The 22,763-nt window shown below is 71.2% G+C and carries 23 protein-coding genes; 15 read left to right on the forward strand and 8 right to left on the reverse strand.

The genetic code is table 11. The features are described from left to right. Positions 1-33: 33 nt before the first annotated feature. Entirely contained in the window at positions 34-426 is a 393-nt protein-coding gene (locus ACZ49J_RS19540) for a VOC family protein (RefSeq protein ID WP_467449490.1), read from the reverse strand. A gap of 77 nt (positions 427-503) precedes the next feature. Between ACZ49J_RS19540 and ACZ49J_RS19545 the strand changes: the two genes are divergently transcribed. Beyond that, positions 504-1,040 (forward strand): GNAT family N-acetyltransferase, encoded by a 537-nt coding sequence (locus tag ACZ49J_RS19545; protein WP_467449491.1) that lies wholly within the window; start codon positions 504-506, stop codon positions 1,038-1,040. Between the two features lie 25 nt (positions 1,041-1,065). Here ACZ49J_RS19545 and ACZ49J_RS19550 read toward each other — a convergent pair whose 3' ends face one another. After that, on the reverse strand, positions 1,066-1,749 hold the full coding sequence (locus ACZ49J_RS19550) for a glycerophosphodiester phosphodiesterase (protein ID WP_467449493.1): 684 nt from the start codon (positions 1,747-1,749) through the stop codon (positions 1,066-1,068). 411 nt (positions 1,750-2,160) lie between these two features. Between ACZ49J_RS19550 and ACZ49J_RS19555 the strand changes: the two genes are divergently transcribed. The 4 genes from ACZ49J_RS19555 (at position 2,161) to ACZ49J_RS19570 (ending at position 6,115) form a co-directional block, all read left to right on the forward strand. Beyond that, positions 2,161-3,549: a DUF6421 family protein gene (locus tag ACZ49J_RS19555; protein WP_467449495.1), complete on the forward strand. Its 1,389-nt coding sequence runs from the start codon at positions 2,161-2,163 to the stop codon at positions 3,547-3,549. A gap of 44 nt (positions 3,550-3,593) precedes the next feature. Then, complete coding sequence (locus ACZ49J_RS19560; protein ID WP_467449497.1) at positions 3,594-4,355, forward strand: SDR family NAD(P)-dependent oxidoreductase; 762 nt, start codon at positions 3,594-3,596, stop codon at positions 4,353-4,355. Then, the gene (locus ACZ49J_RS19565) at positions 4,352-5,422 is read left to right on the forward strand and encodes a threonine aldolase family protein (RefSeq protein ID WP_467449500.1); all 1,071 of its coding nucleotides are present in this window, start codon (positions 4,352-4,354) and stop codon (positions 5,420-5,422) included. Before ACZ49J_RS19560 ends, ACZ49J_RS19565 begins: the two co-directional genes overlap by 4 nt. A 99-nt stretch (positions 5,423-5,521) precedes the next feature. Then, positions 5,522-6,115: a transglutaminase domain-containing protein gene (locus tag ACZ49J_RS19570; protein WP_467449502.1), complete on the forward strand. Its 594-nt coding sequence runs from the start codon at positions 5,522-5,524 to the stop codon at positions 6,113-6,115. Positions 6,116-6,208: 93 nt separating this feature from the next. On the opposite strand, the gene ACZ49J_RS19575 is transcribed toward ACZ49J_RS19570, so the two are convergent. Together ACZ49J_RS19575 and ACZ49J_RS19580 are read right to left on the reverse strand one after the other, a co-directional pair. Next, a complete protein-coding gene (locus ACZ49J_RS19575) occupies positions 6,209-6,937 on the reverse strand; it encodes a lysophospholipid acyltransferase family protein (RefSeq protein WP_467449504.1) in 729 nt (242 codons plus the stop codon). 184 nt (positions 6,938-7,121) lie between these two features. Continuing rightward, on the reverse strand, positions 7,122-7,538 hold the full coding sequence (locus ACZ49J_RS19580) for a DUF4395 domain-containing protein (protein ID WP_467449506.1): 417 nt from the start codon (positions 7,536-7,538) through the stop codon (positions 7,122-7,124). Positions 7,539-7,613: 75 nt separating this feature from the next. Between ACZ49J_RS19580 and ACZ49J_RS19585 the strand changes: the two genes are divergently transcribed. The 4 genes from ACZ49J_RS19585 to ACZ49J_RS19600 all read left to right on the forward strand — a co-directional run bounded on the left by ACZ49J_RS19585 (position 7,614) and on the right by ACZ49J_RS19600 (position 11,132). Continuing rightward, positions 7,614-8,027, forward strand: coding sequence for a thioredoxin family protein (locus ACZ49J_RS19585; RefSeq protein WP_467449508.1), 414 nt, complete (start codon positions 7,614-7,616; stop codon positions 8,025-8,027). A 575-nt stretch (positions 8,028-8,602) separates the two neighbouring features. Further along, positions 8,603-9,112 carry a flavin reductase family protein gene (locus ACZ49J_RS19590; protein ID WP_467449511.1) on the forward strand — a complete coding sequence of 170 codons (510 nt, stop codon included), beginning with the start codon at positions 8,603-8,605 and terminating at the stop codon, positions 9,110-9,112. Positions 9,113-9,329: 217 nt separating this feature from the next. After that, a complete protein-coding gene (locus ACZ49J_RS19595) occupies positions 9,330-10,115 on the forward strand; it encodes an electron transfer flavoprotein subunit beta/FixA family protein (protein ID WP_467449513.1) in 786 nt (261 codons plus the stop codon). A 54-nt stretch (positions 10,116-10,169) separates the two neighbouring features. Continuing rightward, entirely contained in the window at positions 10,170-11,132 is a 963-nt protein-coding gene (locus ACZ49J_RS19600; RefSeq protein WP_467449515.1) for an electron transfer flavoprotein subunit alpha/FixB family protein, read from the forward strand. A gap of 111 nt (positions 11,133-11,243) precedes the next feature. Here the strand turns inward: ACZ49J_RS19600 and ACZ49J_RS19605 are convergent, their stop codons facing one another. Further along, on the reverse strand, positions 11,244-12,155 hold the full coding sequence (locus ACZ49J_RS19605; RefSeq protein WP_467449517.1) for an endonuclease/exonuclease/phosphatase family protein: 912 nt from the start codon (positions 12,153-12,155) through the stop codon (positions 11,244-11,246). Between the two features lie 211 nt (positions 12,156-12,366). Here ACZ49J_RS19605 and ACZ49J_RS19610 point away from each other — a divergent pair, with 211 nt between their 5' ends. Then, positions 12,367-13,674, forward strand: a complete 1,308-nt coding sequence (locus ACZ49J_RS19610; RefSeq protein WP_467449519.1) for a DUF6986 family protein — start codon at positions 12,367-12,369, stop codon at positions 13,672-13,674. A gap of 95 nt (positions 13,675-13,769) precedes the next feature. Then, positions 13,770-15,686 (forward strand): serine/threonine-protein kinase, encoded by a 1,917-nt coding sequence (locus ACZ49J_RS19615; RefSeq protein WP_467449761.1) that lies wholly within the window; start codon positions 13,770-13,772, stop codon positions 15,684-15,686. A gap of 35 nt (positions 15,687-15,721) precedes the next feature. On the opposite strand, the gene ACZ49J_RS19620 is transcribed toward ACZ49J_RS19615, so the two are convergent. Then, on the reverse strand, positions 15,722-16,471 hold the full coding sequence (locus ACZ49J_RS19620) for a hypothetical protein (RefSeq protein ID WP_467449521.1): 750 nt from the start codon (positions 16,469-16,471) through the stop codon (positions 15,722-15,724). 7 nt (positions 16,472-16,478) lie between these two features. Beyond that, positions 16,479-17,543, reverse strand: coding sequence for a LacI family DNA-binding transcriptional regulator (locus ACZ49J_RS19625; RefSeq protein ID WP_467449763.1), 1,065 nt, complete (start codon positions 17,541-17,543; stop codon positions 16,479-16,481). A gap of 262 nt (positions 17,544-17,805) precedes the next feature. On the opposite strand from ACZ49J_RS19625, the gene ACZ49J_RS19630 reads away from it, so the two are divergent. Next, positions 17,806-18,753, forward strand: coding sequence for an ROK family protein (locus ACZ49J_RS19630; protein WP_467449523.1), 948 nt, complete (start codon positions 17,806-17,808; stop codon positions 18,751-18,753). Between the two features lie 224 nt (positions 18,754-18,977). On the opposite strand, the gene ACZ49J_RS19635 is transcribed toward ACZ49J_RS19630, so the two are convergent. Beyond that, positions 18,978-20,999 carry an NPCBM/NEW2 domain-containing protein gene (locus ACZ49J_RS19635; RefSeq protein ID WP_467449525.1) on the reverse strand — a complete coding sequence of 674 codons (2,022 nt, stop codon included), beginning with the start codon at positions 20,997-20,999 and terminating at the stop codon, positions 18,978-18,980. 191 nt (positions 21,000-21,190) lie between these two features. On the opposite strand from ACZ49J_RS19635, the gene ACZ49J_RS19640 reads away from it, so the two are divergent. The 3 genes from ACZ49J_RS19640 to ACZ49J_RS19650 all read left to right on the forward strand — a co-directional run bounded on the left by ACZ49J_RS19640 (position 21,191) and on the right by ACZ49J_RS19650 (position 22,761). After that, on the forward strand, positions 21,191-21,406 hold the full coding sequence (locus ACZ49J_RS19640; RefSeq protein WP_467449527.1) for a hypothetical protein: 216 nt from the start codon (positions 21,191-21,193) through the stop codon (positions 21,404-21,406). Positions 21,407-21,566: 160 nt separating this feature from the next. After that, the gene (locus ACZ49J_RS19645) at positions 21,567-21,998 is read left to right on the forward strand and encodes a hypothetical protein (protein WP_467449528.1); all 432 of its coding nucleotides are present in this window, start codon (positions 21,567-21,569) and stop codon (positions 21,996-21,998) included. 277 nt (positions 21,999-22,275) lie between these two features. Continuing rightward, on the forward strand, positions 22,276-22,761 hold the full coding sequence (locus ACZ49J_RS19650) for a MarR family winged helix-turn-helix transcriptional regulator (protein ID WP_467449529.1): 486 nt from the start codon (positions 22,276-22,278) through the stop codon (positions 22,759-22,761). Positions 22,762-22,763: the final 2 nt, after the last annotated feature.

Below are 22,763 nucleotides of genomic sequence, written 5' to 3' on the forward strand. Positions count from 1 at the left end.
CGCCGGGGCGCCGCGGCCGGTGAACGGCGGCTCTCAGATCCCCGGGCGGTAGCGCAGCGGATGGTCCGCGGGCACCTCGACGAGCACGATCTCCGTGCCGTCCGGGTCCGCGATCCACATCTCGACCAGCCCCCACGGCTCCTTCACCGGAGGCCGGCGCACCGCCACCCCGGCCTTCGCCAGTTCCTCGTGCGCCGCCGTCACGTCCGCGACCTGGAGCCACAGCTTCAGCGCGGGCGACGGCGGAGTCTGAGAGCGGCCCGCGACCTCCAGGAAGCCGCCGCCGAGGAAGTACACGGTGCCGCGCTCGGGGCCCGTGCCGAACTCGCGGTACACGGGAAGGCCCAACTGCTCGCCGTAGAAGGCACGGGAGCGGTCGGGGTCGGTGGGGCGCAGGAGTACGCGGCTGCTCAGTACGTGGACCATGCGGGGGAAGCGTAGTGGGCCGGGGGCTACCCTCATCGGTGCCCGCGCCGTACCACCGACCGATCCGGAGCCGCCCCATGGACACCGCCGAAGGCCTGACCTTCCGCGACGCGACCGACGCCGATGTGGACACCCTCGTCACGCTGATCGAGTCGGCGTACCGCGGGGACTCCAGCCGCGTCGGCTGGACCACCGAGGCGGACATCCTGCAGGGGCAGCGCACCGACCCCGAGGGCGTGCTCGCGGTCATCAAGTCGCCCGACAGCCGTCTGCTCACGGTAGAGCGTGACGGCGCCGTCGTCGCCTGCTGCCAGCTCGAGCACCGCGGCGACCACGCGTACTTCGGGATGTTCGCGGTCAGCCCGCGGCTCCAGGGCGCCGGACTCGGCAAGGTCATCATCGCGGAGGCGGAGCGGGTCGCGCGCGAGACCTGGGGTGCCAGGGAGATGCACATGACCGTGATCTCCGTGCGCGGCGACCTCATCGCCTGGTACGAGCGGCGCGGCTACCGCCGTACGGGACGGATGACGCCCTTCCCGTACGGCGACGAGCGGTTCGGCATCCCCCAGCGCGACGACCTGCAGTTCGAGCTGCTGGTCAAGGAGCTGGCGTAAGGGCCGCGAACCGTCCGCGGGACCGTCATGCCGTGAAGCGGCCGGTGCGTTTGATCTCCGGGTAGTCGGTCGTCGCGCCGTCCAGCTGCAGCGCGCGCACCAGCCGCAGGTGGTCCTGCGTGTTCACCACCCAGCCGATGATCTTCAGGTCCGCCTTGCGGGCGTGCTCGACGATCTCCAGCGTGATCCGCCGGATGTTCAGCACGAGCGTGGTCGCGCCGACCGCCGTGGCCCGCTCCACGACGTCCGTGCCGTACCGGCTGGCCACCAGCGCGGTGCGCACGCCCGGCACGAGCCGGGCGATCTCGGCGAGCGCCTCATCATGGAAGGACAGGACCTCCACGCGCGAGACCAGGTCCCGGCGCAGCATCACCTCGGCGAGCGCCCGCGCCGCCGCCACATCCTTGATCTCGGCCTGGAGCGGGGCCTTCACCGCGTCCAGGACCTCCTCGAACGTGGGGACGCGTTCACCGCGACCGGCGTCCAGGGCACGCAGTTCGGCGAGGGTCTTGTCGGCGATGGCCCCGGTGCCGTCCGTCGTGCGGTCCACGTCGGCGTCGTGCATGACGACGAGGGCGCCGTCCTTGCTCAGGTGGAGGTCGAGTTCGATGACGTCGAGGCCGGCGTGCTGCGCCGCGACGAAGGACCGGAGGGTGTTCTCGGGTTCGACACCCATGACTCCGCGATGACCGATGGTGAGGAAGTTCAAGGTTGACTCGCTTCCGTCGACGGCGGCTCGGGCCGCGTGGCCGGAAGGGAGCGCTCCACGCGGCAAGGCCGCAGCGTAGTCGTCCGCACGCGGGATGCATCCGGTCGTGCACGGGGTCGTGACGGCGTACGCCACGGGGGAACAGGAAGCTTCCCTCACAGGGCGCAGGAATCCGGTCACCCCTGGGTGGGCGAGTCCCGCGGCCGTTTGACTCCTGTCACACGAGTGCCGTCGACAGGGCGCGCGCGTTGACCGCGAACTGCTGAAATCGTCGCCAAAACCTTCACTGGCAGGAAAATTATCGGTGAAGTGCGGGTCTCGCGGGACAACCTCCTGATGGCTGGTCTTGCGAGGATGATCCTTCCCTACGTACGGTGTCCCTACGCGAGGTTCTCCCGTGGAGGATGGGTCATGACGGAAATTCTTGTGCAGGTGGGTTCGGAGGAGCAGGTTCCTCCTGGGGGCAGGGTGGTGGACCACCCGGCCTGGCCCGTGCTCAAGAGTGCCGTGGAGCAGATTCGGCCATGGCAGTCCAAGGACGGTTCCATCGACTTCGGCGCCGAGGGTGCCCCGGACCCGTCCGACGCCGAGCTGGCCGTACGCCGGGTCGTCCACGCCGTAGAGGAACTCTCGCCGCTGCTGCCGCACGACGCCGCCTACCACCAGGCCCTCGTGAAGGACCTGCGCCGCTGGGCCGACGGGGGCTTCGAGGTGCCCGACTTCCTTGACTCGCTGCTCGCCTTCCAGCCCGCGGCCCACCGCGAGGACGGCCTGCAGCACCTGGTCGTCTTCCCGATGTACACGCAGAACGGCAACCCGGACCGCAATCTGGAGGCCGTCGTCCTGCGCATGGTGTGGCCGGACTGGCTGGCCGAGCTGGAGCGCACCCGCTACGACAATCCGCTGTTCTGCGGCATCACCTTCGAGGACTTCACGGCCGGCTACGACACCAACTCGGCCGTCCTCTTCCCGGAGACCATCGCCGTGCGCGAGGCGCCGGAACGCTTCTCCTGGGGCGGCATCTTCTGCGACCGCGAGGCCGCCCGCTTCCGTCGCGTCACGGAGGCCGCCGTCGGCATCCTCGGGCTCGAACTGCCCGACGACATCCGCGAGATGGTCGCCGACCAGGACCGCTGCCAGCAGGCGTTCGTCCTGTGGGACATGGTCCACGACCGCACCCACAGCCACGGCGATCTGCCCTTCGACCCGTTCATGATCAAGCAGCGGCAGCCGTTCTGGATGTACGGCCTGGAGGAGCTGCGCTGCGACCTCACCGCCTTCAGGGAGGCCGTGAAGCTGGAGGCCGACGGCGTCCCGCAGGGCCGTGACGTGCAGTACGCCGTGCTGTTCGACCGGATGTTCCGCTTCCCGGTCACCGGCGAGCGCGTCCGCAACTACGACGGCCTCGGCGGCCAGCTCCTCTTCGCCTACCTGCACCAGCACGACGTCGTGCGCTGGACCGACAACAAGCTCTCCATCGACTGGCAGCGCGCGCCCCAGGTCACCAACCAGCTGTGCGCCGAGATCGAGCAGCTGTACCGCGACGGCATCGACCGCCCGAAGCTCGTGCACTGGTTCGCCGGGTACGAACTGGTCTCCACCTACCTCGCCCCGCACCCGGGCTCCCGCTGGGCCAAGGGCCCGGACGCCCTGGACCTGACCCAGCCCCCGCGCAAACTCGTCGACGACGTGCTTCCGGACGAGTTTCCGCTGAGCATGTTCTATGAGGCGCTTTCCAAGAAACTCAAAGCCGTGATCGCCTCGACCCGGGGTATCACCGCTCAGCGGGTCGCCGCGTGAGCGCCACCCGTACGGAGAACACCCAGCCGGCTCAGGAGGCGACGATGACCAACAGGAACGGGGCACTGAGCGGCGCGGTGATCGCGGTGGCCGGCGCGGGGGGACCCGCGGGCCGGGCCACACTGATGCGGCTCGCCGACGCGGGAGCGGTCGTCATCGGCTCCGACAACGACCCGGAGCGGCTCGCCGAGGCCGTGGACGCGGCGCGTTACGCGTACGGTGGCGCCACCGTCATCGGGGACACGGTCGACCTGCTCGACCGGCAGTCCACGCAGGACTGGGCCACCCACATCGAGAAGGACTTCGGGCGCGTCGACGGCCTCGTCCACCTCGTCGGCGGCTGGCGCGGCAGCGAGACCTTCACCAGGACGAGCCTCGACGACTGGGACCTGCTGGAACTGCTGCTCGTCCGCACTGTGCAGCACACCTCCCTCGCCTTCCACGAGGCGCTGCAGAACAGCGACCGCGGCCGGTACGTCCTGATCAGCGCCGCGGGCGCGAGCAAGCCGACCGCCGGCAACGCCGCCTATGCCGCCGCCAAGGCCGCGGCGGAGGCGTGGACGCTGGCGCTGGCGGACTACTTCCGCAAGGCCGGGAAGGCAGAGGGGTCCGAGGGGCCGACCTCCGCGGCTGCCATCCTGGTGGTGAAGGCGTTGGTGCACGACGCCATGCGCGCCGAGCGCCCCAACGCGAAGTTCGCGGGCTTCACCGACGTGAAGGACCTTGCCGACGCCATCGCCGGCGTCTGGGAGAAGCCCGCCGCCGAAGTGAACGGGAACCGTCTGTGGCTGACCGAGAAGCCGTGAACCCTCCGAAGACCGACGCGCGTCGCCACCACGATCCCGAGGTCCGCGGTTTCGCCAGCGACAACTACGCGGGGGCGCACCCGGAGGTGCTCGCCGCGCTGGCCCTGGCCAACGGCGGGCACCAGGTCTCGTACGGCGAGGACGCGTACACGGAGAACCTCCAGCGGGTGATCCGCAGCCACTTCGGCGCGAGCGCCGAGGCGTTCCCGGTCTTCAACGGCACGGGCGCCAACGTCGTCGCGCTCCAGGCCGTCACCGACCGGTGGGGTGCGGTGATCTGCGCGGAGAGCGCCCACATCAACGTCGACGAGTGCGGGGCGCCCGAGCGGGTCGGCGGGCTGAAGCTGCTCACCGTTCCCACACCCGACGGGAAACTCACACCCGAGCTGATCGACCGGCAGGCCTACGGCTGGGAGGACGAGCACCGCGCGATGCCGCAGGTCGTCTCGATCGCCCAGAACACCGAACTGGGCACCGTCTACACGCCCGAGGAGATCCGCGCGATCTGCGAGCACGCCCACGCGCACGGCATGAAGGTGCACGTGGACGGCTCCCGGCTGGCCAACGCGGCGGCCTCCCTCGACGTCCCGATGCGCACGTTCACCAACGCGGCCGGTGTCGACATCCTCTCGCTGGGCGGGACCAAGAACGGCGCCCTGTTCGGTGAGGCGGTCGTCGTCATCAACCAGGACGCCGTCAGCCACATGAAGCACCTGCGCAAGCTGTCCATGCAGCTCGCGTCCAAGATGCGGTTCGTCTCGGTGCAGTTGGAGGCCCTGCTCGCCAGGGACCTGTGGCTGCGCAACGCCCGGCACGCCAACGAGATGGCCCAGCGGCTCGCCGAGGGCGTGCGCGCGGTCCACGGCGTGGAGATCCTCCACCCCGTGCAGGCCAACGCGGTCTTCGCGCGCCTTCCGCACGACGTGAGCGAGCGGCTGCAGAAGCGCTTCCGCTTCTACTTCTGGGACGAGGCGGCCGGGGACGTCCGCTGGATGTGCGCGTTCGACACGACCGAGGAGGACGTGGACGGGTTCGTGGCGGCGCTGAAGGAGGAGATGGCGCGATAGTCCACCGCCACCTTCCGGCACCTGCATGCACTGCATAGGTATGCGATCTCCCGAAAAGTCATTGACTCTCGGGTGATCGTCTTCCTATGCTCTACGGGCATGCAACTGATCCAGCAAACCCCTGACCTGTCCGCCTACTTGGCCGCTGACGACGTGATCGACCACCATCATCCCCCGGTGCGCGAGACGGCCGCGCGGCTCGCTCGCGGGGTGGAGGACTCGTATGCCTATGCGCGAGCCGCCTTCGAGTTCGTCCGGGACACCATTCCGCACTCCCAGGACTCGGGGGATCTCCGTGTCACCTGGCGGGCCTCCGGGGTCCTGGAGCAGGGCACCGGCATCTGCTACGCCAAGGCCCACGCCCTGGCCGCGCTGCTGCGGGCCGAGGACATCCCGACCGCGCTCTGCTACCAGCGGCTCGCGCATGACGACGGCAGCGGTCACGCCGTGCACGGTCTGGTCGCCGTGCGGTTCGACGGCGCCTGGCACCGCCAGGACCCGCGGGGCAACAAGCCGGGGGTGGACGCGCGGTTCTCCCTCGAGGGGGAGCGACTGGCCTTCGTGCCGGACCCGAAGGCCGATGAGACGGACTATCCGGTGCTGTACGCCGCACCGCATCCGGTCGTGGTGAGCGTCCTCAGGGCCGCCCCCGACCGGCCGTACCTCTGGAAGACGCTCCCCACCGCGCTGTGAGACCGCCGCTCAGGGCTGTCCAACGCGCCGACGCCGGCCGCCGATGCCGAGGGACCGGGGCGAACCTGTCCTGACCGGCGGCCCCGAGCGCCGTCAGCGGGCCTCCGCCGCGCGGACCTCTTCCGGCGTCGGCGCCGTGCCGCCCAGGTGCGCGGGCATCCACCAGGTGTCGTCCGGGCCCTTGGGGCGCACCGGGTAGGCGCGCTGGGCGGCCTCCAGCAGCTCCTGGACGCGCTCGCGCAGCTGCCGGGTGATGGCGCCCGCGTACTTGTCCTTGGAAGCCTCGATGGCCTCGCCGACACGGATCGTGATCGGGGTGTGGCTGCGCTTGAAGTTGCGCGGATGCCCCTTGGTCCACAGCCGCTGCGTCCCCCACAGCGCCATCGGCACCAGCGGGACGCCCGCCTCCTGCGCCAGGCGGGCGGCGCCCGACTTGAAGCTCTTCAGCGTGAAGGACCGCGAGATCGTGGCCTCGGGGAAGATGCCCACGATTTCCCCGGACCGCAGTGAGTCCAGCGCGTGCGCGTACGCCGCCTCGCCCTGGTTCCGGTCCACGGGGATGTGCTTCATGCTCCGCATGAGCGGACCGGAGACCTTGTGCCGGAACACCGACTCCTTCGCCATGAAGCGAACCAGGCGCTTCTGCGGGAGCGCGGCGAGACCGTCGAAGATGAAGTCCAGATAGCTGATGTGATTACTCACCAGCACCGCACCGCCCGACCGCGGGATGTTCTCCGAGCCCTTGCAGTCGATCTTCAGGTCCCAGGCCTTGAACAGGGTGAGGGCAAGGCCGACAACGGGGCGGTAGACAAGCTCAGCCATAGGACGGTGTGGACCCTTCTCTCTGCCTGGGAAGGGACTCCCGGCGGGAAGTTACGCAGCCGTAGGTTTACGGCATCTCGCAGATGGTGCCCCAAGAACGCGCGCGGTACCAGTCCTGGTGCCGGGGAGCGGAGAGATCCTCGTCACGTCGCTCGCCCGAACAGCTCCTGAATCCCGCACGCCCTTACTCCGTACGGACGGTCATTCGGCGGACGAACAGGAACATTTCGCACCCCAGGCAGTACCCGAACGCGGCATTGAGAAACGCCGCGGCGAGCGCGACACCGGTCGCCGCGAGCCCCAGCCACTCGGGGCCGATCGCGTACCCGACGAGTCCCACGGCGGCGAAGACGAACCCGACGGCCTGCGCGAACCGCGGCGGCTCGGGCGCCTCGAACGCGGTGGGAGGGTCGAGTCGCGGCCGTACGGCCTTGCGGAACAACCAGCCGTACGGCGAGCGCCCCACCCCGCCGGTCGTGCCGAGCGCGAACGCTAGGGTCTGCCAGGCCAGCAGCCAGGGGCTGCCGGTGATCAGCACGACCGCCAGCACGACGGTCGTCAGGGCCGCGCCGAAGCGTGGTCCCCTCACATCGATGTCCATGAATCAAGCATTCCGCATGGAACACGCCGGGGGGAGCCGGGAATCTTTGCAGTCTCGTGAACGCTGAAGCGGACGATGACCGGACTGGTGGTGTGCGTGGCGGTGCTCGCGGCGGCGAGCGCCTACGGAGTGCTGCAGCGGCGGCGGAGCGGGAGGGTCAGGGTGCGCGTACGGGACGCCGACAAGCGGCTCGGTGCGGCGGAGTTGGGGGAGGAGCTCGGTGAACGGGCCACGCTCGTCCAGTTCTCCAGCGCCTTCTGCGCACCCTGCCGGGCCACCCGTCGGGTGCTCACGGAGGTCGCCGGGATGGTCCCCGGGGTCGTCCACGTGGAGATCGACGCCGAGCGGCACCTCGACCTCGTACGCCGCCTCGACATCCTCAAGACCCCCACTGTGCTCGTCCTCGACGCCGACGGCCTCGTCGTGCGCCGCGCCACCGGCCAGCCCCGCAAGGCGGACGTGATCGCGGCGATCGGCGAGGCGGTGTGACCCGCCACCGTCCGCGGACGCCTCGGCCCCTGCGCAGGTGCCCCTCACCGCAAGCCGTTTCCCGGTGGCGGGGTGGGCCGGCGGTGGCCGGTCCGCGGGGGCGGGTGGTGCGGGCCGCGGTTTGTCCTCCGCGGTCGGGGCACAGGCGTGCGGTCGATCGCCGGTGGGTGGGCGGCCGGTGGCGGCTGGCTCGCAGAGGCGAGGGCTGCCGCGGCCTGGCCCTCCCCGGTGAGGGCCTCGCCCGTGGTGCGCGGGGCGGCGGCCGGGTTGCCCGGGCGCGTGCCGCAGCCGGGCTGCTCGCCCGTGGCGGCCGGGGTCCGCGCTGGGCGGGCTGCCGCGGATTCCGGTGCGGCCGTCAGGGCCGGAGTGCGCGTGGGGCCGGTGGTGACGCGCCTCCCAGATGCCGGGACGCACTTGACTGTACGCGTCACCTATCGTCAGCCTGACCGCATGCCTGCGGAACTCCTTCTCTTCGAGCGCGTCCATGTGGACCTCGCCCGGACGGCGAGCGCGCGCTGTCCGGGCTGTTGAGCAGCAACGGACCAGCTCGCCCCCCTCTCGCAGAAGGACACTCCATGACCGCCGGCCCCAGCCTCGGCACCGCTCGGCTCGCCTCTCCCGACCTGCTCCGCTCCGTCTTCCGCCGGCACGCGGCCGGAGTGGCCGTGATCACGGCGCAGGACGGCGGCACCCCCGTCGGCTTCACCGCCACCTCGCTCACCTCGGTCTCCGCGGAGCCCCCGCTGCTGTCCTTCGGCATCAGCACCGGAGCCTCCAGCTGGCCCGTGATCTCCCGGACGGACCACGTCGGCGTGCACATACTCGGCGAACACCAGCGGGAGCTGGCCGCCACCTTCGCCCGGAGCGGCGCCGACCGCTTCGGCGCGCCCACCGCATGGCGTACGGGACCCGAAGGCGTTCCCGTGCTGGACGACGTGCTCGCCTGGCTCGTCTGCCGCGTGGTGGCGCGCGTCCCCGCGGCGGACCACCGCATCGTCCTCGCGGAGCTCGTCCTCGGTGATCCCTCGGGGCCGGGCAGCCCGCTGCTGTACCACGAGGGGCGCTTCAATGCTCTGCGCGAGTGACGTTTCCCGCGGATTCCCGCTTGATTACGCAGCGTTGTCAAGGTCACAGTTCAAAGCGCTTGCTTAGAGGGAAGCTACTGCGGGAACCTGGAGCACGTACTGGTGAGTAATATTTCGCTCGGAGCACGGCCCGCCCCGACCGGGAGCGGCCGCTTCAGGCGCCTATGCTGCCTGGTGGAAGGCAGCCCAGAAATGACGATGCAGTAGGAGAGCCGGCGTGAGCTTGAGGATCGTTGTCACTGTGAAGTACGTGCCCGACGCCACTGGCGACCGGCACTTCGCCGATGACCTGACCGTCGACCGCGACGACGTGGACGGTCTGCTCTCGGAGCTCGACGAGTACGCGGTCGAGCAGGCGCTGCAGATCGCCGAGGACGCCGACGACGCGGAGATCACCGTGCTCACCATCGGTCCCGAGGATGCCAAGGACGCGCTCCGCAAGGCGCTCTCGATGGGTGCCGACAAGGCCATCCACGTCGAGGACGACGACCTGCACGGCACCGACGCCATCGGCACCTCCCTGGTCCTGGCCAAGGCGATCGAGAAGGCCGGCTACGACCTGGTGATCTCCGGCATGGCGTCCACCGACGGAACCATGGGTGTCGTACCGGCGCTGGTCGCCGAGCGCCTGGGCGTGCCGCAGGTGACCCTCCTCTCCGAGGTGTCCGTCGAGGACGGCGTGGTCAAGGGCCGCCGTGACGGCGACGCCGCCTCCGAGCAGCTGGAGGCCTCCCTCCCGGCCGTCGTGTCGGTCACCGACCAGTCGGGTGAGGCGCGGTACCCGTCCTTCAAGGGCATCATGGCGGCCAAGAAGAAGCCGGTTCAGTCCTGGGACCTGTCGGACCTGGACATCGAGGCCGAGGAGGTCGGTCTGGAGGGCGCCTACACGGTCGTCGACTCCGCGGCCGAGCGCCCGGCCCGCACCGCGGGCACGATCGTCAAGGACGAGGGCGAGGGCGGCAAGCAGCTCGCTGAGTTCCTCGCGGGCCAGAAGTTCATCTGAGCCCGGATTCGCTGACCGCCCCTCATCTTTCGCACGCAGGAGAGAAGAAGTCCCATGGCTGAAGTCCTCGTCTACGTCGACCACGTGGACGGTGCCGTCCGCAAGCCCACCCTGGAGCTGCTGACCCTGGCCCGCCGCATCGGCGAGCCGGTCGCCGTCGCCCTCGGCGCGGGTGCCGCCGACACCGCCGCCGCGCTCGCCGAGCACGGCGCGGTCAAGGTCCTCACCCACGAGGCCGCCGAGTACGCCGACTACCTCGTCGTCCCGAAGGTCGACGCCCTGCAGGCCGCGTACGAGGCCGTCTCCCCGGCCGCCGTGCTGGTGCCCTCCTCCGCCGAGGGCAAGGAGATCGCCGCCCGCCTCGCGCTGCGCATCGGTTCCGGCATCATCACCGACGCCGTCGATCTGGAGGCCGGTGACGAGGGACCGGTGGCCACCCAGTCCGTGTTCGCGGCGTCCTTCACCACCAAGTCACGTGTCGCCAAGGGCACCCCGGTCATCACGGTCAAGCCCAACAGCGCGGCGGTCGAGGCCGCTCCGGCCGCGGGAGCGGTCGAGGCCCTGAGCGTCTCCTTCTCCGAGAAGGCCACCGGCACGAAGGTCACCGGCCGTACCCCGCGTGAGTCGACGGGCCGTCCGGAGCTGACCGAGGCCGCGATCGTGGTCTCCGGCGGCCGTGGTGTCAACGGCGCGGAGAACTTCGGACTCATCGAGGCGCTCGCCGACTCGCTCGGCGCGGCCGTCGGCGCCTCCCGTGCCGCGGTGGACGCCGGCTGGTACCCGCACTCCAACCAGGTCGGCCAGACCGGCAAGAGCGTGTCGCCGCAGCTGTACATCGCCTCCGGCATCTCCGGCGCGATCCAGCACCGCGCCGGTATGCAGACCTCGAAGACGATCGTGGCGATCAACAAGGACGCCGAGGCCCCGATCTTCGACCTGGTCGACTACGGCGTCGTGGGCGACCTGTTCGACGTCGTCCCGCAGCTGACCGAAGAGGTCAAGTCCCGCAAGGGCTGAGCGGCTTCGGTCGCGCCTGCTGACGCACGAGGCTCTCGTGCCCGTCCGGACATTCCGGACGGGGGCGGGAGCCTCGGCGCGTTCCGGGCCGCGGCTCGGCTCAGCCGAGGGTCAGCGAGGCCCAAGGGTCAGCGAGGCCTGCACGGGCAGGTGGTCGCTCGGGTACTGGCCGTTCAGCGAGAAGGTGTTCATGGCCGCCCAGTGCGTGGTCACCCCCGGTGTGGTCAGGATCCAGTCGATGCGCCTGCCGTCGGGAACCAGCTTCCGGTAGCCGTGGTACGTCCCGTACGCCGGGCTCCGCGCCCCCGCGGCGTCCCACGCGTCCACGAGCCCGGCGTCCAGCATCAGGTCGTAGACGCGGTTGTCGTGGGCCGCGGCGTTGAAGTCACCGGTCACGATCACCGGCAAGCCGTCCTTGAACCCGGCGATCGTCTCGCCGATCAGCTGCGCCGAGCGCTCGCGCGCGTACTGGCTCACGCTGTCCAGATGGGTGTTGAGGACGTAGAACTCCCGGCCCCCGTCGCTGAGGTCACTGAAACGGACCCATGTCACCATGCGCAGCCAGTCCGCGCCCCAGGTGTTCGAGGCGATCACGTACGGAGTACCCGAAAGCCAGAAGTGGTCGAACTCGATCGGCTCCAGGCGTCTGGTGTCGTAGAAGATCGCCATGAACTCGTCCTTGCTGCCGCCCCCGCGCCCGGTGCCGATCCAGTCGTAGTGCGGGCCGATGTCCTTCTCGATCGTGCGCAGCTGCTGGTAGAGGCCTTCCTGGGTGCCGATGACGTGAGGACGCTCCCGCCGCAGCAGCTCCCGCATCACCGGGCGGCGCACGGACCAGCGCGGGGTGCTGTCGACGACCGTCGCGAAGCGCACGTTGAACGTCATGACGTTCAGGGCGCCCGCGTGGTCACCCGCGGACGCGGGCAGTGTGGACCCGGCCGTGGTGAGCAGCGGTACGGCGATGGCCGCGGCAGCCGCGCTCCTCAGTCCTTGGCGGCGCGTCAGTCGTGCGTCGTTCGGCACGCGATCTCCTCTCCTTGGGAGTCAGGATGAAGGTGCGTAGTGGAATACGGAAGGAATGGGCGGGACAGCAGTGATCATGACGCATCGCACAGAAGAACGAGGCCAGTGGGGCGCTTGACGGCGGTGGACAGGTGTTGACCGGCGTGAAGACGGCCGGTTAGCTTCACCATACGGAGTGCGGATTCCGTTCAACGGAAAAAGGAGGTCTGGGATGGCGCAGGGCCGACAGGGGCACATCGCGACGAGCCTCGCGGGTGCCGTCAGCGAGGAGATCAGTGCCTCCCTCGCCCCGGTCGACGCCGAACTGGCGCGCCGCTACCCCGGCGACCCCGGCACCCGCCAGCCCGTCCACACCGTCTACGTCCCCGCGGACGCCTTCGCCGCCGGCACGATGCGTTCCTGGGGCGACCAGGCCCTCGCCGCCCTCGACGAACACGCCCCGGACGCCGCCGCCTTCGCGGCCGCGCTCGGCCTGACCGACGACCTCGCGGAGCCCGTCCACGACCGCGTCCGCGCCAAACTGGAGCGCGAACCCGTCGAGGACCTGCGCGTCGACTTCGAGGACGGCTACGGCTCACGCCCCGACGCGGAGGAGGACGAGACGGCGGCCCGCGCGGCCCACGTCGTCGCCGAGGCGTACGCGAAGGGCACGGCGGCCCCGTACATGGGCATCCGCATGAAGTGCATGGAGGCGCCCGTCCGCGACCGGGGCATCCGCACGCTCGACATCTTCCTCACCGGCCTGCTGGAGGCAGGTGGCCTGCCCGACGGGCTCGTCCTCACCCTGCCCAAGGTGACGTACGCCGAGCAGGTCACCGCCATGGTGCGGCTCCTGGAGGCCTTCGAGACGGCCCGTCAACTGCCGCCCGGCCGGATCGGCTTCGAAATCCAGATCGAGACCAGCCAGGCCGTCCTCGCCGCCGACGGCACCGCGACCGTGGCCCGCATGATCCAGGCCGCCGAGGGCCGCGCCACCGGACTGCACTACGGCACCTTCGACTACAGCGCCTGCCTCGGCGTGTCGGCCGCGTACCAGGCGAGCGACCACCCGGCCGCCGACCACGCCAAGGCGGTCATGCAGGTCGCGGCGGCGGGCACCGGCGTCCGCGTCTGCGACGGCTCCACCAACGTGCTGCCGGTCGGCCCGACCGAGAACGTCCACGCCGCCTGGCGGCTCCACTACGGCCTCACCCGCCGCGCGCTCGCCCGTGCCTACTACCAGGGCTGGGACATGCACCCCGGCCACCTCCCCACCCGGTACGCGGCCGTGTTCGCCTTCTACCGCGAGGGCTTCGAGCAGGCCGCCGCACGCCTGTCCCGGTATGCGGGCCGCGTCGGCGGAGACGTGATGGACGAGCCCGCGACGGCCAAGGCGCTCAGCGGCTACCTGCTGCGCGGCCTGGACTGCGGTGCGCTGGACCTCGACGAGGTGACCAGGGCGACCGGCGGTCTGACCCGGACCGACCTGGAGGGCTTCGCGGCACCGCGGCGGGCGGAGGTGACGGTCTCCGGCACGTAGCGGCCTCGTCACATCGGCGCCTCCTGCCCTGTTCTGTCACTGCCGGCCCGTAGGCTGTACGGACCTCACTGGCATGACACAGGAACGGGGCAGTGGTGTCTTCGGGGGAGAACAGCCAGACGGGCGGACAGGCGGACGGCCGGACCGACGGGACCGGCCGGGTCCTCGCCGGACGCTACCTGGTGGTGGAGCGGCTGGGCCGCGGCGGCATGGGCGTCGTCTGGCGGGCCGTCGACGAGGTGCTGGGCCGCGAGGTCGCCGTCAAGGAGCTGCGCACCTTCACGGACATCGCCGGGTCGGAACTGGAAGCCCTGCGGCTGCGGATGCAGCGTGAGGCGCGGGCGGCGGCGCGGATCCGGCATACCGGAGTCGTCGCCGTGCACGACGTGGCCGAGATCGACGGCCGTCCGCTGATCGTCATGGAACTGGTGGACGGGCCCTCCCTGGAGGACGTCCTGCGCGAGCGCGGCCCGCTCGACCCCCGCGAGGCGGCCTCGATCGGCGCCAAGGTGATGGACGCCCTGGCCGCCGCCCACCGCGCCGGCGTACTGCACCGCGACGTGAAGCCGGGCAACATCCTGCTGGAGCGCTCGGGCCGGGTCGTCCTCACCGACTTCGGCATCGCGACCATGGAGGATCCCGGCGACGACGCGACCACGCACCTGACACGCAGCGGTCAACTCGTGGGCTCGCTGGACTACTTGGCGCCCGAGCGGGCCCAGGGCAACGACCCGGGCCCCGCCTCCGACGTCTGGGCCCTCGGTGCCACGCTGTACGCGGCCGTCGAGGGCGCGGCTCCCTTCCGCCGCACGTCCACCTGGTCGACCCTGACCGCGATCGTGGCCGACCCCCTGCCGGAACCGCGGCGCGCGGGCCCGCTCGGTCCCGTGCTCGGCCGGCTCCTGGACAAGCGCCCGGAGTCACGCCCGGACGCGGACCGGGCCCGCGTCCTGCTGGAGACGGTGTCCGCGGCGCCCGAAGCGGACACCCCCACCACGGGACTGCGCGCGCCCGGTCCGAGCTCTCGGGAGGCGACAGAACGGAACGTCCCCTCGGTACCGCCGGGGTTCGGACCGCCGCGGTCCGGCGAGAACTCCGGTGCGGGGGCGGCGCAGGCCGGCATCAGTGCGGGGCCCGCAGCACCGCAAGGCGGGGGAGCCGCCGGCTTCGGGGTACCCCAGGCCGCAGGCGAGTCCACGGCGGCGGCGCCGGAGCCGGGTGGCGGAGTCGGTTTCGGGGCACAGCACGCAACGGGGAACGCCGGGTCCGGGGCGGCCCCGCCCGGTGACCCCGCGTCGGGGGCCATGGCCGACACCGCTTCCGCGCCCGCCACCCCGCCACCCGGACGCCGCAAGGGCCGTGCCCTGCTCGCCGCCGCGGCCGTCGCGGTCGTGCTCGCCGCGACGGGTGTCACCGTGGCCCTGGTGAACGGTTCGGACGGCTCCGGCGGCGGCGCCCGGGCAGGGGCGGACCTCACCAGCAGCACCACTCCGTCGGACAAGGCGAGCGGGAGTGCCGCGGGAGCTTCCAAGGACCCCGGCGAGCCCGCCGGTCAGGGCGGCGAGAGGTCCCCGGCCCCGGACGCGAAGCCGACCGGGCGGGACGAGGCCACGCCCGTGGCGTCCGCTCCCGCGTCGAAGCCCGCCGCCAGCGGCACGACGGGCGCGGGTGACGCGGACGGCTCGGCCAGCGGCGGCACGGCCGGCGGCGGGGAGGAGCCGAGCCCCGATCCGGTCTGCGACCCGATCGGCGGCGGCAGGTACAACTGCCAGGTGTGGCGCACCGCCAAGTCCTACACCGCCTCCGGCGCGGAGGCGGGCGTCCTCAACGCGGGCACCAACTACTTCTACTGCCAGCAGAACCTGGGCCGCCGCGAAACCTACGGTGAGTGGACCAACGTGTGGTGGGCCAGGACGGACGACGACAGCGGCAACACGAACGTCTTCGTCAGCGACGTCTACATCAGGGGCGGGGACAACGACGAGCCGGTGCCCGGCCTCCCGGTCTGCTGACCTCCGCCCGTCGAGCACGGGCACCGAACACGTCGTCACCTCACATACCGCTCCAGCCCGGAGGCGACCACCAGCTTCTCCTCGGCGAACACCCGGGTCCCCTGGGCACACAGCCACCGGTCGAAGCGCGCCCGCGCGCAGAACTCCTCGGGCGTGATGCCGAACAGCTCCCTCAACCGCGGTGTCCCGACGAGCAGTTCGGTGAGCAGGGATCGCTGGTCCCGGTGCCTGCGCGGCGCACGGCTGCCGTTGTGCAGGACGCCACGACGGTTGACGTACACGTACGCACCCGGGAGAGGCCGTACGGAGCCCACTTCGGGCTCCACCCGCACGTCGCACGACGGCAGCCAGGCACGGTCGTACGCCCCCGCCCGCGACGTGACTCCCTCGGTCGCGTCGACAACCGCGAGCTGCTCGGCGTCGAGCCAGGTCAGGAACAACTCCCGTACGGTTCCCGGGGCGTTGAACGGTGCCGCCGACACGTACCCCATGAGGCTCACATGGGCCGACACCCCGATGTCGAGGCCGGTGACCCGCGCCTTCACCATGGGGATGGGGGAGGTGATGCCGAACTCGGCCATCTTGTGGCGCAGTTGTCCCGGGCACGCGTTCGAGCCGACCGCAAGTACCGGGACGCGGCCCTCGAACGTGGCGTGAGGGTCCAGCGGTAACATCCGGTCGCCGTCGAGGAGTCCGGACTCCTTCGGCCAGGCGCCCGGATAGCTCAGCGGTTCCTCGCGCGGAGCCAGGGCAAGGCCCAGCTCCTGAAGTGTTCGCCCCTCCACACGCGGCTCAGCCGGCGGGGGGCAGCTCGCCCGAGCCGCGGGTGATCAGCCGGGTGGGCAGTTCGATGCGCTCCGGAGTGACCCGGGCGCCGTCCAGCTGGCTGAAGAGGCGTTCGGCGGCGGTGCGGCCCAGCTGGGCGGCGTCCTGGGCGATCACCGTGACGCCCGGTCGGAGCAGGTCGGCCAACTCGAAGTCGTCGAAGCCAACGAGGGCGACCGGACGGGTGCGCTCGGCGAGGACCCGTACGACGGTGACCGTCACGCGGTTGTTGCCGGCGAAGATCGCGGTGACGGGCTCGTGGCCGGACAGCATCTCCTCGGCGGCCCTGCGCACCCGCTGCGGGTCGGTGACGCCCAGGGACGTCCAGGAGCCGGCCACCGGTATACCGGCGTCCGCCATGGCCGTGCGGTAGCCGCGCAGACGCTCGGCGGCGGTGTGGATGCGGGGCATGTCACCGATGAAGCCGATCCGGCGGTGGCCGTGCGCGATGAGATGGGCGACGCCGTCGCGGGCACCGCCGAAGTTGTCCGACAGCACCACGTCGGCGTCGATCCGCCCCGGCGGACGGTCCACGAACACCGTGGCGACACCCGCCCTGAGCTCGGGCTCCAGATAGCGGTGGTCGTCGCCGGCCGGGATGACCACGAGCCCGTCCACGCGGCGGGCGCACAGCGCGAGCACCAGCTCCTGCTCGCGGTCCGGGTCCTCCGCGCTGGAGCCGTTGATCAGCAGGGCACCGTGGGCGCGCGCCACCTCCTCGACCGCGCGGCTGAGCGGACCGTAGAACGGGTCCGCGAGGTCCTCCAGGACCAGGCCGATGCTGGCGGTACGGCCCTTGCGCAACACGCGCGCGCTGTCGTTGCGCCTGAAGCCCAGGGCCTCGATCGCCTCCTGCACGCGGCGCTCGGTGTCCGCGGTGACCCCGGGCTCGCCGTTGACGACACGCGAGACCGTCTTCAGTCCGACACCGGCACGCGCGGCCACGTCCTTCATGGTCGGGCGGTTCCCGTAGCGAGCCGCGGAGCTGCGGTCCGGGGGACGGTCTCCTCGGCGGGAGGCGGTCTCGGGCACGATGCGGTGTCCTGTCCTGTTGTCCATGGGGCCGCGTTGGTCCATGGGGTTGCGGTCAGTCCATGAGGTTGTATGAGGATGTGGCGTCGAGCATAGAGCCTGGACAACGTTGTCACGTCCGAGGGACACTGTCCATCGCACTCTCCGGCCCGCGCCCCCTTCGGGGCGCGTCGTGCTGTCGATCTCCGGCCGGGGAACCCGGTACGTCCCCCGTACGTCCCGGTCCGACGGGTACGACACTGCAGCGGGAGAACTGACACTCATGCACACCGACCTCGTGGCCGCGCTCGACATCGGCGGCACCAAGATCGCCGGAGCGCTGGTGGACGGCCACGGCCGGATCCTGGTGCGCGCCCAGCGCGCGACGCCCGCGCAGGAGGACGGCGACACCGTGATGGGGGCCGTCGAGGAGGTGCTCGGCGAGCTGACGGCATCCCCGCTGTGGAGCAGGGCGGGCGCCCTCGGCATCGGCAGCGCGGGCCCCGTGGACGCCTCCGCCGGCACCGTGAGCCCGGTGAACGTGCCCGGCTGGCGCGGCTACCCGCTGGTCGAGCGTGCTCGCGCGGTCACGGGCGACCTGCCCGTCGAGCTGATCGGCGACGGCGTGGCCATCACGGCCGCCGAGCACTGGCAGGGCGCGGCCCGGGGTCACGACAACGCGCTGTGCATGGTCGTGTCCACGGGCGTGGGCGGCGGGCTCGTCCTGAACGGGCAGCTGCATCCCGGCCCCACCGGCAACGCGGGTCATATCGGCCACATCAGCGTCGACCTCGACGGTGATCTGTGCCCGTGCGGTTCGCGCGGTTGTGTGGAGCGCATCGCGAGCGGGCCGAACATCGCCCGGCGCGCGCTGGAGAACGGCTGGCAGGCGGGGCCCGACGGCGACACCTCGGCCGCCGCGGTGGCCGCCGCGGCACGGGCCGGTGACCCGGTGGCCCTGGCGTCCTTCGATCGGGCCGCGCAGGCCCTGGCGGCCGGGATCGCCGCCACCGCCACGCTCGTCGAGATCGACATCGCCGTGATCGGCGGGGGAGTGGGCAAGGCGGGCGACGTTCTCTTCTCCCCGCTGCGTGCGGCGCTCAAGAACTACGCCACGTTGTCGTTCGTTCAGCGGCTGACGGTGACGCCCGCGCAGATGGGGACGGACGCGGGGCTCGTCGGCGCGGCCGCCGCGGCGCTGGCCCGGAGGCCGAGCGCCACGGCGGTGTGAGGCGCGGTCCTTTGCTCGTGCCCGCCGCCCCTGCCCATTCCCGTTCCCCGGGGCTCCGCCCCGGACCCCGCTCCTCAAACGCCGGAGGGGCTGATCTTCCCCCGGCCGGGGCTTGGTTTTTCAGCCCGTCCGGCGTTTGAGGACGAGGCCGAAGGCCGATACCGGGGGTCTGGGGCGCAGCCCCCATGGGATGGGAACGGGTAGGGGCGGCGGGGCGAAATCCTCTAGCAGCTCAACTGCGCGTCGCCCCAGTCCCCGTGATCCGACGTCGTCCCGTCCCCGCCGTCCGTGACGACGAGCGAGATCACCTGGGCGCCGCTCACATCGGCTGAAATCCCCTGCGCGCCCTGGGCGTTGGTGAGCGTCCCCGTCGAGGCGACCGTCGCACCGTCCGCGCGGATCTCGAAGGCGACGGACCCGGCGGCCCCCTCCTCGTCATCGACGCCCACCTGCGCGGTGACCGTCTCACAGGCCTTGCCCGTGTAGTACTCGACGGCGCTCTGCGCGTGCACGCCGAGCCCCTTCGCGTACACGGTTCCGCCCACGGTGAGGGGATTGCCGTCGCCCGCCGCGCTCTCACCGTTGCTGGTGTCGCGTTCGACGGGACCCCAGCCGTTGGCCGTGGACAGCCACGGCAGATCGCTCAGGTACGAGGTGCCCGAGGGCGGCGCGGCCACCACGGAGAACCGCAGCGGCACCACACTCTCGGCCCGCACCCCGGCCGGCGACCGGTACGTGACCTTGAGCGTCAGGTCGTACGACCCCGCGGCCGTGCCCTCCGGCGCCGTCACCTTCCACGAGGTCCGCAGGGAACGTCCCGTGGGCAGCGTGCCCGCGGTGGTGGGCGAGGCCGGCCGTACCGTCCACCCCGCCGGTCCGGTGAGGGCGACCGAGACGCGCTTCGCCGGAGTGCGGCCGAGACCGGTGACCGTGGTCGTGAGCGCGGCCGGTTCGCCCGCCTCGATCAACGGGCCGCCCTGCAGGCCGAGTTCGACGGACGGCGGATACGCGGCCCACTTGCCGTCGGCCCGGACACGGAAGAGGACCGTGCCATGAGCGGGGACGGTCGCCGAGATACTGCCCGCGGTGTTGTAGCTCTTGTGCTGCCACAGGTCGCGCAGGGTGTACCCGTCGGCCGCGGGAAGCCCGACGGCCGCGGCGGTCGTGGAGATCCGCTGCGCGCCGGCCGTCTCGTTGAAGAGGGCGACGGTCCGGCTGCCGTCCTTCATCTCCTTGGAGACGACCCAGCGACCGCCTTCGGACGACACCACCGTGCCCTGCCGTCCCAGCGGGTCCTGGTCGACCGCGATGACCTCGCGGTTCCCCAGGATGTCGAAGGTCTCGTCGGACGCCGACCGCAGGTCCGAGCCGATCAGCAGCGGCGCCGCCATGATGGACCACATCGAGAAGTGCGTGCGGTACTCGGTGTCCGTCATGCCGCCGTTGCCGACCTCCAGCATGTCCGGGTCGTTCCAGTTCCCGGGTCCGGCGTACGGCGCGAGCGGCAGGTTCTTCTTGAGGATCGACAGCATCGAGCCCCAGGTGTCGCTGATGTCACCGGTCGTGCGCCACAGGTGCCCGACACCGGAGGCCCACTCCCAGGGCTTGTTCTGACCCCATTCACATATGCTGTAGACGATGGGCCGGCCCGTGGCCCGGAGCGCGTCGCGCATGGTCGTGTACCGCAGCTTGGCGTCGACACCCTGGTTGTTGCAGTTGTCGTACTTGAGGTAGTCGACGCCCCAGTCCGCGAACTGCCGTGCGTCGCTGTACTCGTGGCCCAGCGCGCCCGGGAACCCGGCGCTGTTGCACGTCTTCGTGCCCGCGCTGGTGTAGATGCCGAACTTCAGGCCCTTGGAGTGCACGTAGTCCGCGACGGCCTTGATGCCGTTCGGGAAGCGCACCGGGTCCGGCACCAGCTTGCCGTCCGCGTCCCGCTGCGGCAGCGCCCAGCAGTCGTCCAGATTGACGTACTCGTACCCGGCGTCCTTGAGCCCCTTCTCGACGAAGATGTCCGCGATGCCCTTGACCATGGCCTCGTTGAACTCCGCGCGGCAGTGCGTGGAGTTCCAGTTGTTGAACCCCATCGGCGGGGTGAGGGCGAGCCCGTCGTCCAGGGCGGGGGCCGCCGGGTACGCGGCGGGGGTGGCCAGGGCCGGTGCGGAGAGCCCGGCGAGGCCGAGCACCCCCGCGACGAGCGCCCCGACCACTCTTCGGCGAGCTGTGCGGGTGGGAAGGTGACGCATTGTTACGCTCCTTCGTCCTCGCGAAAGATGGGAGGTTTTCATGTTCGCGTCATCCGTGCGGGCTTACGGTAGGACGCATGGAGGCGAGGTGGAAGGGGAGGGGGCGAGTGCCTGGGCGCGCAAGGGCCTGACAGGTCATCGGATGACAGAGGGACGCGTGACCTCGAGCCGGTTTCGCAGTTGAGCAGGGTATGAAGAAGCGCAGCATGCTCGCCATCGCCTCCCTGGCCACCGGTTTCGTCGTCGCGGCCATCACGCCGTCCCACGGTCTCGACGCGGGCGCCCTCGGCAACCTGGACGTGGACGACACCCACAGCACTCTCGACCGGACGACCGCCGACGACGGCGTGCTGGGTGAGGGAGGGAAGGCCGGCCACGGCGAAGGCAGCACCAGTCGCCACGGCTGACCCGACGAACACCGGCCCTCGCCCGGCGCCTGTGCGCCGGGCGAGGGCCATCCCATGACCGCGCACCCCCGTCACCCCGGCCCCCGCCGGGAAAACGGCGGCCCCGTGTGTCTCTTGAGGTTTTCTGGGAGCGATCCGGATATCGGGGAACCCGAACACCATGAACGAGCCGAATCTCCCACCCCAGAGTGAGGCCCTGGACATCCACCTCGGCCTCCTGCGCATGAGCATGACCTCCGAGGAGTACGAGCTCCTGCTGGGCATGGTCGAGCCGGTGCTGCGGGCGCTCGACTCGGAGGAGTCCGGACCAGTCGGCCAGGATGTGGACGACGACGCCATGGACGACGTCTCACAGACGGTCCGCGACGAGGCCGCACTGGTCATCGCCACCGCCGTCACGGGACGCGTCGACAACGAACTCATCCAGATAGAGATCGAGGGTGGCGAGCCCGTCCGGGTCGTCACCGATCCCGACACGGCGGCCGACCCGGAACGCCGCAAGGACATCGCCGACTGCATCCGCGCCCGGTACCGGGAGGACGAGGAACTGCGCGGCATCGCCGAGGCGAGCGGACTCCCCACGGAACTGTGACCGGCCTGTCGAGGTACCACGCGGAGGATGTGAGACGGCCGTGTACTCACGGAAGCTCCGGGTAGTCCCTTGGACATGACCAAGGTTTTGGCCGGAGTTGACTGAGAGAGAAGCGTTCGTGGGTACCGCTGGAGCTGTGTGCATACCGCGAATCCGTCCCGTCCGTCGTGGCCGGCGTGATTCCGCCGGTGCCGCGAGGGGGCGCCGGCCGGTGGTCCCGGCCTGGCCGAGACGGCCCCGCACCCGGTGGTCGAGGGTTTGCGGAGGGTGACGGGCGGTGGGCTGCGAAGAAGCCCCCCGCTCCCACGGCGACGCGGTCGGCCGGCACGTGGTCGACGCGGTGGAGAACCTGGTGGCGCTCTGGTTCGCCGCCGTGGAGGACGTCACGCCGCGCCTGCCCGCCCGCCAGGTGCGGGCCCTGCGGATCGTGCGCCGGCGGCCCGAACTCAACCTCACCGGACTGGCCGAGCAACTGGACATCGGGCTGCCCACCGCCAGCAGGATGTGCGACCGGCTGGAGGCCGCCGGACTGCTCCAGCGGAACGTGCAGCCCGGCGACCGGCGCGAGGTGCAACTGGTGGTCACCGCGGACGGCCGCAGGTACCTCACCGATGTCACCGACCGGCTGTCCGCGCATGTCACCACGGCGCTCGACGGCCTGCCACCGGGTCGGCGCGGCATGCTGGAGGAACTCCTGCGGACCTTCCACGAGACGCGGGCGGAGGACCCACGGCCTGCGCGGGACCGGCGTGCCGACCGCTGACG

It is taken from the genome of Streptomyces sp. NPDC030840 (assembly GCF_055572015.1).

Excerpts from the sequence above, each read along its gene's own strand:
- ACZ49J_RS19645 (WP_467449528.1), top strand. The coding sequence starts at position 21,567 with ATGAACGAGCCGAATCTCCCACCCCAGAGTGAGGCCCTGGACATCCAC.
- ACZ49J_RS19640 (WP_467449527.1), top strand. The coding sequence starts at position 21,191 with ATGAAGAAGCGCAGCATGCTCGCCATCGCCTCCCTGGCCACCGGTTTC.
- ACZ49J_RS19590 (WP_467449511.1), top strand. The coding sequence starts at position 8,603 with ATGACCGCCGGCCCCAGCCTCGGCACCGCTCGGCTCGCCTCTCCCGAC.
- ACZ49J_RS19560 (WP_467449497.1), top strand. The coding sequence starts at position 3,594 with ATGACCAACAGGAACGGGGCACTGAGCGGCGCGGTGATCGCGGTGGCC.
- ACZ49J_RS19585 (WP_467449508.1), top strand. The coding sequence starts at position 7,614 with ATGACCGGACTGGTGGTGTGCGTGGCGGTGCTCGCGGCGGCGAGCGCC.
- ACZ49J_RS19555 (WP_467449495.1), top strand. The coding sequence starts at position 2,161 with ATGACGGAAATTCTTGTGCAGGTGGGTTCGGAGGAGCAGGTTCCTCCT.
- ACZ49J_RS19540 (WP_467449490.1), bottom strand. The coding sequence starts at position 426 with ATGGTCCACGTACTGAGCAGCCGCGTACTCCTGCGCCCCACCGACCCC.
- ACZ49J_RS19580 (WP_467449506.1), bottom strand. The coding sequence starts at position 7,538 with ATGGACATCGATGTGAGGGGACCACGCTTCGGCGCGGCCCTGACGACC.
- ACZ49J_RS19545 (WP_467449491.1), top strand. The coding sequence starts at position 504 with ATGGACACCGCCGAAGGCCTGACCTTCCGCGACGCGACCGACGCCGAT.
- ACZ49J_RS19600 (WP_467449515.1), top strand. The coding sequence starts at position 10,170 with ATGGCTGAAGTCCTCGTCTACGTCGACCACGTGGACGGTGCCGTCCGC.
- ACZ49J_RS19575 (WP_467449504.1), bottom strand. The coding sequence starts at position 6,937 with ATGGCTGAGCTTGTCTACCGCCCCGTTGTCGGCCTTGCCCTCACCCTG.
- ACZ49J_RS19610 (WP_467449519.1), top strand. The coding sequence starts at position 12,367 with ATGGCGCAGGGCCGACAGGGGCACATCGCGACGAGCCTCGCGGGTGCC.
- ACZ49J_RS19570 (WP_467449502.1), top strand. The coding sequence starts at position 5,522 with ATGCAACTGATCCAGCAAACCCCTGACCTGTCCGCCTACTTGGCCGCT.
- ACZ49J_RS19630 (WP_467449523.1), top strand. The coding sequence starts at position 17,806 with ATGCACACCGACCTCGTGGCCGCGCTCGACATCGGCGGCACCAAGATC.
- ACZ49J_RS19635 (WP_467449525.1), bottom strand. The coding sequence starts at position 20,999 with ATGCGTCACCTTCCCACCCGCACAGCTCGCCGAAGAGTGGTCGGGGCG.